At 57.6% G+C, this 12288-nt stretch carries 10 protein-coding genes; 6 read left to right on the top strand and 4 right to left on the bottom strand.

The features are described from left to right. The first annotated feature begins 158 nt into the window (after positions 1 to 158). The 5 genes from CKW21_RS05370 to CKW21_RS05350 all read left to right on the top strand — a co-directional run bounded on the left by CKW21_RS05370 (position 159) and on the right by CKW21_RS05350 (position 6715). Positions 159 to 1079, top strand: coding sequence for a GlxA family transcriptional regulator (locus tag CKW21_RS05370; RefSeq protein WP_170948633.1), 921 nt, complete (start codon positions 159 to 161; stop codon positions 1077 to 1079). Between the two features lie 307 nt (positions 1080 to 1386). Then, positions 1387 to 3333, top strand: coding sequence for an FAD-dependent oxidoreductase (locus CKW21_RS05365; protein ID WP_095192977.1), 1947 nt, complete (start codon positions 1387 to 1389; stop codon positions 3331 to 3333). Positions 3334 to 3537: 204 nt separating this feature from the next. Continuing rightward, positions 3538 to 4425, top strand: coding sequence for a nitrilase family protein (locus tag CKW21_RS05360; protein ID WP_095192976.1), 888 nt, complete (start codon positions 3538 to 3540; stop codon positions 4423 to 4425). Positions 4426 to 4442: 17 nt separating this feature from the next. Next, complete coding sequence (locus CKW21_RS05355) at positions 4443 to 5642, top strand: hypothetical protein (protein ID WP_095192975.1); 1200 nt, start codon at positions 4443 to 4445, stop codon at positions 5640 to 5642. Between the two features lie 77 nt (positions 5643 to 5719). Continuing rightward, a complete protein-coding gene (locus tag CKW21_RS05350) occupies positions 5720 to 6715 on the top strand; it encodes an asparaginase (RefSeq protein ID WP_095193285.1) in 996 nt (331 codons plus the stop codon). Positions 6716 to 6878: 163 nt separating this feature from the next. Here the strand turns inward: CKW21_RS05350 and zapE are convergent, their stop codons facing one another. From zapE to CKW21_RS05335, 3 genes are all read right to left on the bottom strand, one after another. Beyond that, positions 6879 to 7973, bottom strand: coding sequence for a cell division protein ZapE (gene zapE / locus CKW21_RS05345; RefSeq protein ID WP_095192974.1), 1095 nt, complete (start codon positions 7971 to 7973; stop codon positions 6879 to 6881). A gap of 90 nt (positions 7974 to 8063) precedes the next feature. Next, a complete protein-coding gene (locus tag CKW21_RS05340; RefSeq protein WP_095192973.1) occupies positions 8064 to 9419 on the bottom strand; it encodes a tryptophan--tRNA ligase in 1356 nt (451 codons plus the stop codon). A gap of 24 nt (positions 9420 to 9443) precedes the next feature. Then, positions 9444 to 10073 (bottom strand): alpha/beta hydrolase, encoded by a 630-nt coding sequence (locus tag CKW21_RS05335; protein WP_095192972.1) that lies wholly within the window; start codon positions 10071 to 10073, stop codon positions 9444 to 9446. A gap of 144 nt (positions 10074 to 10217) precedes the next feature. Between CKW21_RS05335 and CKW21_RS05330 the strand changes: the two genes are divergently transcribed. Continuing rightward, positions 10218 to 10652: a YhcB family protein gene (locus CKW21_RS05330; protein WP_047533043.1), complete on the top strand. Its 435-nt coding sequence runs from the start codon at positions 10218 to 10220 to the stop codon at positions 10650 to 10652. Between the two features lie 230 nt (positions 10653 to 10882). On the opposite strand, the gene CKW21_RS05325 is transcribed toward CKW21_RS05330, so the two are convergent. After that, positions 10883 to 12268, bottom strand: coding sequence for an aspartate aminotransferase family protein (locus CKW21_RS05325; protein ID WP_095192971.1), 1386 nt, complete (start codon positions 12266 to 12268; stop codon positions 10883 to 10885). Between the last annotated feature and the right edge of the window lie 20 nt (positions 12269 to 12288).

Here is a 12288-nt window from a genome sequence, read left to right as displayed (position 1 = left end):
CAGGACACTGGACACATCCGACAAAAAATAAGACGATCCAGCCGTCTGGTGACCACTTTCCCCTATAAGAATAAAGTTGAATTATGTCTAACCAAGCCTCCACGCCCCTGCGGCGCGTCAGCATCCTGGCCATCGACCGGGTTTTCGCCTCCACCCTCATGCAAGCCAAGGATTTCTTCCACCTCGCCAGCCTGCGCTATGGCAAACAGCTGGGCCACGGCCTGGTCCCGGCCTTCGAAACCCGACTGGTCAGCCCCGACGGCAAACCGGTGAACAGTTTCAGCGATGTGATCATGCCAGTGGACGGCGGACTGGAAAATGCCGACATCATTGTCCTCCCTGCGTTCTGGGACGACTTCGACACCCTGTGCCAACGCTACCCTCAAGTCTTGCCCTGGCTGCGCCAGCAACATGCCCGCGGCGCGGTACTGTGTGGCGAGGCCACCGGAGTGTTCTGGCTGGCCGAGGCCGGCCTGCTCGACGGCAAGGAAGCGACCACCTACTGGCGCTTCTTCAGTGCCTTCGCCGAACGTTTCCCGAAGGTTTACCTCAACCAGGACAAGCACCTCACCGACGCAGACAACCTGTACTGCGCCGGCGGCACCACCTCGGCTTGCGATCTGTATATCTACCTGATCGAGCGGTTCTGCGGCGCCAATGTGTCCCAGGCCGTGGCCCGGGATATTCTCTATGAAGTGCAGCGCAGCTACTCGCCGGGACGTATCGGCTTCGGCGGCCAGAAACTGCACCAGGACGTGATCATCCTGCAGATCCAGCACTGGCTCGAAGAACACTTTGCCGACAAGTTCCGCTTCGAAGACGTCGCCCGGGAACACGGCATGAGCATCCGCAATTTCATGCGCCGCTTCCAGACCGCCACCGGCGACAAGCCGCTGCACTACCTGCAACGCCTGCGCATCGAAACCGCCAAGGGCCTGCTGTCCGGCAGCCGCAAGAGCATCAAGACCATCAGCTATGAAGTGGGTTACGACGATGCGAGTTTCTTTGCCCGGCTGTTCCGCCAACATACTGAACTGTCGCCCAACCAGTATCGGCAGCAGTTTCAGCAAGCGGCGTAGCACTTTAAGTAAACACAAATCCCCTGTGGGAGCGGGCTTGCCCGCGATGGCGTCGCATCATGCAACATTCACTTTGCTGGCACTCCGCTATCGCGAACAGGCTCGCTCCCACAGAGGTTGTAGTGAGCCAAACAGAGCGTACAAAAAAGGCCTGCAATGCAGGCCTTCTTATTTCAGGTTTCTTTTTCCTACGTAATAAATCGAATTCAGTGCGCTGTAGCACCGGAATTTGCTCATATTCGCACATTGCCCAAAACTCCAAGCTGTTTCCCTGCAAACACCATCAGTTAATCAGGGAAGATCAACAGTGACTATTGGATCAAGCTACAACTACCCTTCATATGTATCCCGCGATGGCGCTCGAACGAAGCGCTCGACTGCAAACAAATGGGCAGCACGTTTCCCTAACCCACCAGACTTGTGCTTTGACTATCGAACGCTGGTCGAACAGGAAAATGGCATCGCAAGGGCAACTGACCCACAGCACAGAATCTGCATCATCGGCGCAGGAGTAACTGGACTGACTGCCGCTAGAGAACTTTATCGTTGCGGTTTCACCAATATCACCCTAATCGAACAATCCAGACGTATAGGCGGCAGGCACCTGACCGTTCCTGGCAGTCGAAACGCCACAGCGGCTCATACACCGTTTGAAATGGGCGCCATGCGGATGCCCTTCTTCAACCGGGCTGACGAGGCACCGACAGAAGGCCGTTCGCTGATGGCGTACTACGCTAAAACGTTTGACTTGGTGTTATCCGACTTTGCCAACCCCGGAAGCCAATGGGTCAGCTCGACAGGCATCTATCTTCGCGAAGGCAGTGTGGGCGGTGGATCGGCGCCGCAAATGTTGATCTGGAAAAACCAGGATGGCTTGACCCCTCCTCCCGGCGAAGAACTTCAAAAGGTCTACGCCAAGTGGAAAGCCTTTGCCGATCGTATGACCCGGCACGTCGCGGAGGTTTACGCCAGCCCCGAATGGGAGACGATGTGGGCCGCAATCGTCGACAAGTATCAGAGTATTTCATTTCGAGATCTGGTCAGTATGCCGGCCTTGCAAGCCTGGGACAGAGGGTCGCCCGGTGATTTTGGCGGGATGGGCATGTCTGCCGAGGAGTCGGCTATTTTCTACGCGATAGGCATCGGTGATGGCAGTTGGGGAGCCTTTTATGATGTCTGTTCCCTTTATCCCTTGCGTACGGCCATATTTGGATTCAGCAGCCAACTGCAACTGATACATGGTCGGGTGGACCCAAAGGGCGACCCGCTGGACTCTCCCCACTTGAGCAGCGAAGCCGTTTTTGACTCGATGGGGCTGAGTTTCGACAGACCTCGCTACGTTGGGCTTGCTGCTTTGGATGAATGCCTGATGTTCATGGACATCGACCAAACCGGCAAGTCCGTCTATGAATACATCCGCGAAAGGAACAACGGGTTACTCACCGATTCATCAGTTACCAAACTTAAGAAACTAAGTAACCAAAAAATACGGGTGTACTTCAATTGGAAACACAGCCAACCCGAACAAACCCAAGAGCGCTTCGATGACTTTGATTCGGTCATCGTAACGCTCCCTTCCTGGCTGATCGAAACTCGGATCAAGCTCGATAACTTCAATCAGGAGATGCTGCCTTTCGAGACAATCAATGCCTACAAAACGGCGCACTGGGAAACCAGTTGCAAGGTCTTCGCGCCGTTAAAAAAATCATTTCTTTCGACAAACACCAAAATCCCGCAAACCATTGTCACCGACAGTTTTATCCATGATGTTTACACCTACCGTTACAATGATAACTACACCTATGACTGCATCCTTCTAAGTTACACATGGGAGGACGACGCCACAAAACTCGCCACTTTCACCGATAAAGAACTGGTAAGCAGATGCGCTAAAGAGCTGGATCGCATCCTCATGAACGCAACCAATATCCAGGAAAGGATTTCCCCTTATATCGGTATTGATCAAGCTGTAGTCCAACGATGGATAACCGATAAAAATGCCTTGGGTTGTGCAAAATTATACCGCCCCGGCACCTACTACGATGCTGTCGGCCTGATGAAGTACAACCGGGACTTTGCGCATATATCAGGTTTGTATTTGTCCGGTGAATCATTTTCCGTCGATGCCGGCTGGACGGAGCCGTGTTTTCGCGGTGCCATTGATGCGGTCATTCATATCTGTAACAAAACCGCTGCGACCTTCAATGGCGGGTTCTCCATGAGTGATTACCCGCACTACCAACTCAAAACCTGACTGCCCCCATTTCAAAGCCATGGACATTATCCATGGCTCCTCCTTCCGTGCCTGCTACACAGTGCAGCCGATCATCTTGCTCATCCATCTTGGGAAATGGACTACGAGCTAAAAGGAAGTGGCTGACTTTCGCCAGATTCCTGATTCCCCTCTTATGACCACGTCATTAAACAGCGTGTAAAACAATAAAAAGAGGTCGTTAGAATGAGCGAGCCAACAAGCCCAGTTCGTGTAGCAGTCGTGCAATTCGATCCACAAGTCGGCATCGAAAAATGTCAAGGTAACCTGCGTCGCAGCCTGGAATTGGCACTTGAAGCGGTAAACGGCGGTGCGAATCTCATCGTTCTGCCCGAGCTCTCCAATACCGGCTATTTCTTCAGCAATCGGCAGGACGCTTTCGCCCATGCAGAGCCTGTTCCCGACGGGCCAAGCGTGCAGGCCTGGAGCGAATTCACCCGCAAGTACAACGTCTACCTCGTAGCCGGCCTGGTAGAGCGCGACGGCATGCGGCTCTTCAACACCGGCGTTCTGCTGGGTCCCGACGGATTTATCGGCAAATACCGTAAAGCCCACCTGTGGAACCTGGAAAAGCTCTGGTTCACACCGGGCGATTCGGGCTTTCCGGTTTTTGAAACCCCCATTGGCCGCATCGGGCTGTTGATCTGCTGGGACATCTGGTTCCCGGAGGTCCCGCGAATCCTCAGCCAGCAAGGCGCGGACATCATTTGCAGCCTGAACAACTGGGTCTGGACACCGCCGCCGCTATTCGATGATGCCGGTAAGTGCATGGCTTCGTATTTGACGATGACCGCGGCTCACGTCAACAACGTGTTTATCGCCGCCGCCAGCCGGATCGGCGAGGAGCGCGGCGCGCGCTACCTGGGTTGCTCGTTGATAGCCGGGACCAATGGTTGGCCAATGGGTGCCGTGGCTTCGGCAGACAAGCAGGAAATCCTGTTTGCCGATATCGACCTGACCAGCTCCCGCAGTGCGCCCATCTGGAACAATCTGAACGACCTGCATCGCGATCGCCGAGCCGATCTTTACGATCAGATGCTCGGCTATACCCAGCATTCCTGCCTCCCGCGCTGATTCAGGGAGCAGAACTTATGGAAATCACATCCGACAAAGCACAGCCAGTCCGCAGAACACCATTTGATACAGCAGTCGCCTTGCTGATGGTCGGCGCGACGTTGTTGATTATTTGGCTTTCATTCACTAACCGTTCCTTATGGTCCGCTCATTGGCCGAGTTACAGCGACATGGTGTCGGGGCTACCCGAGCCAAGTGCCTGGTTGCGCTGGGTGCTGGGCGACATCAGTGAAGTGGCTTTCTACAAACACGAGTTCGCCTCGATCGGTCTTTTGGCGGGGGCGTATTTGGCTTATTGGGCGAACAGAACAGCAAGATCCTGGCAAGGATTTGCCATTTCCTATGGGACTGGATTGTGGCCGTGGCTGATCACCAGTTCGTTGCTCGGGCTGCTGCTGAGTAACTTGATGTGGGGCTGGACGGTGACTGCCGATAGCTGGCAACCCACGTTTGCCGCGTTCGTCTCCCTGCCTGCGGCGATGGTGCTGATGTTTGGCGGTGGCTGGAAAGTCACCATCAACGGCGCAATCATGGGGGCTGTATTCGTCACTCCGATGTGTTTGCTGATCGTCAACTACGTGTGTAACCCATTGGCCTTGCCAGCAGTGATCGGCAATGTGCTGGGCATGGCGGTTGCCAGCGTCGTGGCGTTTCTGCTCTGCCGCTACTGTCCGAGCCTGGTGAGGTCCGGGCAATCCGGGACGCCCCCCGCCCCCACCACCGCCCCCGCTATCAAGGTCCCCGACTATGGCGTCGTTTGGGCCATGCGTCGGGTTTTGGCGGACTTCTCCGAAGCGCCGTTCTTTGGCAACGAACTGGCCAGTCTGGGCTTGTTACTGGGTGCATTGCTGGCATACAGCTTGAATCCCCTGAGCCCGGCGTACGGGTCGGACCTGCTGCTGCACATCATAGGTGCACAGGCATTGACCTCGGCCATCGGTGTGCTGATCTGGCGTCGACAATGGATGATGTGCGGCTGGTACCCCACTTACATCCCTCTGGTATCAGTGGTGCCCGCTGCGATCCTGGCCTATGGGGGCAGTTGGCAGATCATCATTTCCAGCGCGTTGCTGGGAGCATTGCTCGCGCCACCTCTGGCGAGTGCGATTGCCAAACGATTACCGGCCGACATGCACGCCTACATCGCCAATGTCCTGTCGATGGCAATCAGTACGTTACTCATCGTCCCGCTGATCGGGTACCTGATAGCGAACTGATGCACTCCGCCATTTGGCTGCATCGCGACCTGAAACCCGATGCAGCCTCTTTACATCACAAACAAGCGAGGTATGACATGGACCTGCCCAAACTGGCCATCGCGGCGCTCGGCGGCACGGTTAGCATGCAAGCAAGGCATACCGGTGAAGGTGTAATCCCGACCGTCAGCGGTGAAGCCCTGCTGGCCTCGATACCGGAACTGACGACGCTGGCCCAGGTGACCGTAGAAACCCTCGGCATGCTGCCCAGTGCTTCTCTGGATTTCGAATTTTTGCTGAGAGTGCTGTCCTGGGCGAAGTTTCAGGTCGACCAAGGCGCCGGCGGTGTCGTGGTCATTCAAGGGACCGACACTCTCGAAGAAGCCGCAGTGTTCTTTGATTACTTGTGGCCCCATGACATCCCCTTGGTGCTGACGGGTGCCATGCGTTCGGCAGCACAGCCGGGGGCCGACGGCCCGGCGAATCTGCTGGATGCCTGCCGCGTCGCCCTGGCGCAGAGCAGCAGACAACGTGGTGTTCAGGTGGTGATGAACGGACAGATTCATCAAGCCTGTAGCGTACGTAAAGTGGACTCACTGGCGTTGCAGGCGTTTTCCTCTCCGATCGTCGGACCCGCAGGCCTGCTGTTGGAAAACCACGTTCTCTACCTGCACCCACCGCGACAACGCACGGTTTTGCCCTGGCCGCAACAGACTACACAGAAGGTTGCGATGCTTGAGACATCACTTTCAGCCGACACCCTGCTACTGGAGAATATGCTCACACTCGGTTACGACGGGCTGGTGATTGGTGGTTTCGGCGCCGGCCATGTCTCGCAGAGTTGGGCGACGGTGATTGAGCACCTCTGCGAAAGCATCCCTGTGATCATTGCGACCCGAACCGGTTCCGGCTCCACCGCACTTGCCTCTTACGGCTTTAGTGGCGGTGAGATGGATTTAATCCGCAAGGGCGCGTGGATGGCGGGTTTTCTATGTCCGCGCAAAGCAAGGATTCTGCTGTGGTTGTTGCTTGGCTGCCAACGACAAGATGAGTTGGCGCGGTATCTCGGCAGTGGCATCGATCTTCAACACTGACACACAGCCCTGTGGGAGCGAGCCTGCTCGCGAAAGCGGTGTACCCATCAAACATGGGTCGACTGACACTCCCTCTTCGCGAACAGGCTCACTCCCACAGGGTCCAGCGGTGATGTCATAAAAAAAGGCCTGCAATGCAGGCCTTTTCATTTACCGAACTTTGTTACGGCTTATGCGCCCGCGACAGGAATTCGTGGGACTGCATTTCCAGCAGCCGACTGAGCGTGCGCTGGAACTCGAAGTTCAGGCGTCCACCGGTGTAGAGATCCTTGAGTTCGACTTCAGCAGAAATGATCAGTTTCACGTTACGGTCGTAGAACTCGTCGACCATGTTGATGAAGCGTCGGGCGATGTCGTCGGTGGTGACGCTCATCTGTTCGACACCGCTGAGCAGCACGGCGTGGAAGATCTTGCCCAGTTCGATGTAGTCGTTCTGGCTGCGCGGGCCGTCGCAGAGTTCGCGGAAGTCGAACCAGGCCACGTCATCACAGGTGCGCACCGCACGGATCTCGCGGTTCTCGATCATCAGCACATCGTTCTCGATCGCTGCCGTGCATTCCGGCGTCAGCGCGCGGAAGCTTTTGCGCAGGCTTTCGTGGGACGCTTCGTCGAGCGGGAAGTGGAACAGCTCGGCTTGTTCGAGGTGACGCAGGCGATAATCGACGCCGCTGTCGACGTTGACGATCTCTGTGTTCTGCTTGATCAGCGCAATGGCGGGCAGGAAACGCGCGCGTTGCAGGCCGTCCTTGTACAGGCCGTCCGGCACGATGTTCGAGGTGGCGACCAGGGTTACACCGTTCTTGAACAACTCTTCCATCAGCGTGCCGAGGATCATGGCGTCGGTGATGTCGGAGACGAAGAACTCATCGAAGCAAATCACCCGGGCTTCGGTGGCGAAGCGCTTGGCGATGATGGTCAGCGGGTTTTTCTCGCCGCCCAGGGTCTTCATCTCTTCGTGCACGCGCTTCATGAAGCGGTGGAAGTGAGTACGGGACTTTTCCTTGAACGGCAGCGCTTCGAAGAAGGTGTCGACCAGGTAAGTCTTGCCGCGACCTACGCCGCCCCAGAAGTACAGGCCCTTGACCGGCGCCTGATCCTTCTTGCCAAACAGTTTGCCCAGCAGGCCCGGTTTGTTCTGCTCGGCCGCGACCAGGTCGTCGTACAGGCGCTGCAAATGACGCACAGCCGTTTCCTGCGCGGCGTCATGGAAAAATTCCGGGCGTTTCAGATCAGCTTGATATCGTTCTAGGGGCGTCATAATTCGTTAGCAAGGCAACAAAAACGGGCCGACACTGTAGCGATGGCCCGTGGGAATGGCAATCGGCCCTTGGTAGGACCGAGCCGTGGATTATTCCGGAACCGGCGTCAGAGCAATTCGCAACGCCTCTACCGCAGCGTCCCGAGCGGTGCTGTCAGCGAACGCTGGGCTATCGGCAACGCACTCGCCTTCCAGCCAGACGCTGAAGCTCAGGGCTTCACTGCGCACGTCCAGAGCCTGACCCGATTGCAGCTGTTTGGTCACTTGTCCGGCGGTTTTGCCGTCGGCGAAGTTGCGCGACAGCAGCAGTTGCTCGCCATCGGCGGCCAGCAGGCGGAAGCGGAAACTGCCGTCGTCTTCGCGGAAGCTGACAAAGCGCGCGGCCTTCGCGGCTTTCTTCTTGGTGGTGGTCGCCACCTGCGCCTGGGCAACGAAAGAACGCAGGCCAACAGCCTCGCGCAGTTCGTTGAGGAACGGCGTCGCCACCGCACGGGCCTTTTTCGCACCGTGCTGCAAGATGTCTTCCAGATCTGCCGGGCGCTCGATCAACTGGTGATAACGCTCGCGAGATTCACCCAATTCATTGTCCAGCAATTGGAACAGGCGATTCTTCGCCTCCCCCCAACCCAGGCCCTGCAACAATTCGCTGCGGAACTCGTCGGACTGTGCCGGAGTGGCAAATGCCTGGAACAGGGTGAACAGGTGCGAATTGTCCGGATCTTTCGCTTCGCCCGGCGCGCGGGAGTCGGTGACGATCCGCGAAATCGCGTCCTTCATCTCTTTGGCGCTGCTGAATAACGGAATGGTGTTGTCGTAGCTTTTCGACATCTTGCGGCCGTCGAGGCCCGGCAGCGTGGCCACGCTTTCTTCGATCAATGCCTCGGGCATGGTGAAGAACTCTTTGCCCCGGCCAAACAGATGGTTGAAGCGCTGGCCGATGTCCCGCGCCATTTCCACGTGCTGGATCTGGTCACGACCGACCGGCACCTTGTGCGCGTTGAACATCAGGATGTCCGCGGCCATCAGCACCGGGTAGCTGTACAACCCCATGGTAATGCCGGCGTCCGGGTCTTCTCCGGTCTCGACGTTCTTGTCCACCGAAGCCTTGTAGGCGTGGGCGCGATTGAGCAGGCCCTTGGCCGCGACACAGGTCAACAGCCAGGTCAGCTCGGGGATTTCCGGGATGTCGGACTGGCGGTAGAAGGTTACGCGGTCCACATCCAGGCCACCGGCCAGCCAGGTCGCGGCGATTTCCAGGCGCGAGCGCTGGATGCGCAGCGGGTCATCGCATTTGATCAGGGCGTGGTAGTCGGCCAGGAAATAGAACGAATCGGCATTGCTGTCACGGCTGGCGACGATCGCCGGGCGGATGGCACCGGCGTAGTTGCCCAGGTGCGGCGTGCCGGTGGTGGTGATGCCGGTGAGGATGCGGGTACGGGTCGTCATGGGTAATCGCTTGTCAGACTGCAATCAATTCGAGAGACGCGGCAGGATCAGATCCTTGAGATCGGTCAGCTTGCCATGAAAAAAGTGTCCGCATTCTGCCACTTTCAGCAGCTCATGGGGACGTTCGAGCTTGTCGGACCACTGGTAAACGACTTGCGGATCGATGACTTCGTCGGTTTCCGGCTGGATCAGGGTCAGTTCGCCGTGTTGCGGCAGTTGATCCTGATCCCCCAGGCGCATGACCGCCGGCGCGACCATGAACAGGTGTTTGAGCCGCTCGCCTTGCGCTTCCAGGCGTCCGCCGAGACTTGCGGCAACAAAACCGCCGAAGGAGAAACCGAACAGGGTCAGGGGCAAGTCGGGGTGTCTGGCCCGAAACCACTCGGCCACGGCCTGGGCATCATCGACTTCGCCGGTGCCCATGTCGTGGGTGCCTTCGCTGGCACCGACACCGCGGTAGTTGAAACGCAGCGTGATCAAACCGGCGTCGCGAGCAGTGCGCTGCAGGGTCGAGACCACTTTATTGAGCATGGTGCCGCCCTGCACCGGGTTCGGATGGCAGATCAGCGCCAGACCGCGCGGCTGCTCATTGTCCAGGTAAAGTGCTTCCAATTGCCCGACCGGGCCGTTAATCACTACAGGGGTTTCACGCATAAGCAAGGAAGGAACTCCGTGACCTCGAATCGGGTCGACTCGTCTAGCAAATTGTCTGTAGCTGTCCATTGCGAGTGAATCGCGGTATACAGCGCAGGTTCGAGCCGTTAACGTAAAGCAAAGCCGTTTATAGAGGAAGGACTCGTGGAACACTCGCTCTTAGTTTGGTTGTTGCCGACTCTTGCCCTGGTTGTGGGTGTCGCCATTGGATTCCTGATCGCTCGCCTTGCGCCGAATGCCGCGCCTAGCAGCACGCAACGTCAGCTGGACGATATTCAGGAACGTTTCGACAGTTATCAGAACGAGGTGGTGACCCACTTCAACAGCACTGCGACACTGGTCAAGAAACTGACTCAGAGCTATCAGGAAGTGCAGGATCATCTCGCCGAGGGTGCCAACCGCCTGGCCCTGGACGAGCAGACCCGCCAACGCTTGCTGGCCTCCCTGCACGCCGACGCGGCGCAGGCTCCACGGGAACGCCTGACGCCACCGCGCAATCAGGAACCACCGCGCGACTATGCACCCAAAGCCCCGAACGCCCCGGGCATGCTCGATGAGCATTATGGCCTGAAGAAGTAATTAGACTTCGCGCCAATAAAAAGCCCCCGGACGAGTGATCGTCCGGGGGCTTTTTTGTTTCTGTTTTTTTGGGTGCCAGTTCTGACCTCTTCGCGAGCAGGCTCGCTCCCACAGGGGACTGCATTTCAACTGTGGGAGCGAGCCTGCTCGCGAAGAGGCCCGAACAAACGACACAAAAAGCCCGCCCGATCGATAAAGGATCTGGCGGACCTGTCAGTTTGGCTCAGGTATTAACTCAACACTTCACTCGCTACCTGATCAATCGCCCCCTTGGTGATATCGACAATCAGATCCGCCTCCGCTTCGGTGAGGATCAGCGGCGGAGCGAAACCGAGTATGTCGCCATGGGGCATCGCCCGGGCAATCATGCCGCGCTCAAGGCACGCTGCCGAAACTTTCGGCCCAACCTTCAATGCCGCATCGAACGGGGTGCGTTGCTCGCGATCAGCCATGAACTCGACCGCTGCCAGCATGCCGTCACCGCGCACTTCGCCCACCAACGGATGCCCTTCGAGGGTTTCGCGCAGTCGACGATTGAGATAGCTGCCGACCTTCTCGGCATTCTCGGTCAGGTTTTCCCGCTCAAGGATATCGAGGTTGGCCAACGCAGCCGCCGCGCAGATCGGATGACCCGAATAAGTCCAGCCGTGGCCCATCGCCCCTTGGGATTGGGAGGCTTTTTCGATCACGTCCCAGACTTTTTCGCCGACGATCACCGCCGACAACGGTGCATAGGCACTGGTCAGGCCTTTGGCTGTGGTGATCAGGTCCGGACGCATGCCGTAGCGCTGACTGCCCATCTTCGAACCCAGCCGACCGAAGGCGCAGACCACTTCATCGGCGATCAGAAGCACGTCGTATTTGTTCAGGACTGCCTGGATCGCCGCCCAATAACCGGCCGGAGGTACGATGATGCCGCCGGTGCCCATCAACGGCTCGCCAATGAACGCGGCAACAGTGTCCGGGCCTTCGGCAACGATCATTTTTTCCAGTTCGTCGGCGCAGTAGCGCACGAACGCCGTTTCATCCATGCCGGTCGGCGCCTTCCGATACCAGTGTGGGCACACGGTGTGCTTGATGCCTTCGGCCGGCAGGTCGAAATGCTGGTGAAAGCTTGGCAGACCGGTCAGGCTGCCGGTCATGATGCCCGAGCCGTGGTAACCGCGGTCGCGGGAGATGATTTTCTTCTTTTGCGGCCGCCCCAGCACGTTGTTGTAGTAACGCACCAGTTTGATCTGGGTTTCGTTGGCATCGGAACCGGACAGGCCGTAATAGACCTTTTTCATGCCTTCAGGAGCCCAGTCCATGATGCGACTCGACAGCTCGATGATCGCTTCGCTCGAGTGGCCCATGTAGGTGTGGTAGTAAGCCAGCTCCTTGGCCTGCTTGTAGATCGCATCGGCAACTTCGGTACGGCCGTAGCCGATGTTGACGCAATACAGCCCGGCGAAAGCGTCGATCAATTCGCGACCCTCATGATCGCGAATGCGGATACCCGAGGCCCCCTTGATGATGCGTCCCTTGAGCGCCCCGCTGGCGTGATCGTGGGCGTGGGTCGAAGGGTGCATGAAATGCGCGCGGTCTTGTTCGAACAGCGTATCGAATTCTTGATTCATGGCATGTCTCCTGAGAACTG

Source organism: Pseudomonas sp. Irchel 3A7, assembly GCF_900187565.1.
In the GTDB taxonomy this organism is placed as follows: domain Bacteria; phylum Pseudomonadota; class Gammaproteobacteria; order Pseudomonadales; family Pseudomonadaceae; genus Aquipseudomonas.
This window is presented reverse-complemented; position numbering and strand designations above follow the sequence as displayed.

Coding starts and splice junctions, on each gene's coding strand:
- CKW21_RS05360 (WP_095192976.1), top strand. CDS start 3,538: ATGAGCGAGCCAACAAGCCCAGTTCGTGTAGCAGTCGTGCAATTCGAT.
- CKW21_RS05340 (WP_095192973.1), bottom strand. CDS start 9,419: ATGACGACCCGTACCCGCATCCTCACCGGCATCACCACCACCGGCACG.
- CKW21_RS05325 (WP_095192971.1), bottom strand. CDS start 12,268: ATGAATCAAGAATTCGATACGCTGTTCGAACAAGACCGCGCGCATTTC.
- CKW21_RS05355 (WP_095192975.1), top strand. CDS start 4,443: ATGGAAATCACATCCGACAAAGCACAGCCAGTCCGCAGAACACCATTT.
- CKW21_RS05350 (WP_095193285.1), top strand. CDS start 5,720: ATGGACCTGCCCAAACTGGCCATCGCGGCGCTCGGCGGCACGGTTAGC.
- CKW21_RS05335 (WP_095192972.1), bottom strand. CDS start 10,073: ATGCGTGAAACCCCTGTAGTGATTAACGGCCCGGTCGGGCAATTGGAA.
- zapE (WP_095192974.1), bottom strand. CDS start 7,973: ATGACGCCCCTAGAACGATATCAAGCTGATCTGAAACGCCCGGAATTT.
- CKW21_RS05370 (WP_170948633.1), top strand. CDS start 159: ATGCAAGCCAAGGATTTCTTCCACCTCGCCAGCCTGCGCTATGGCAAA.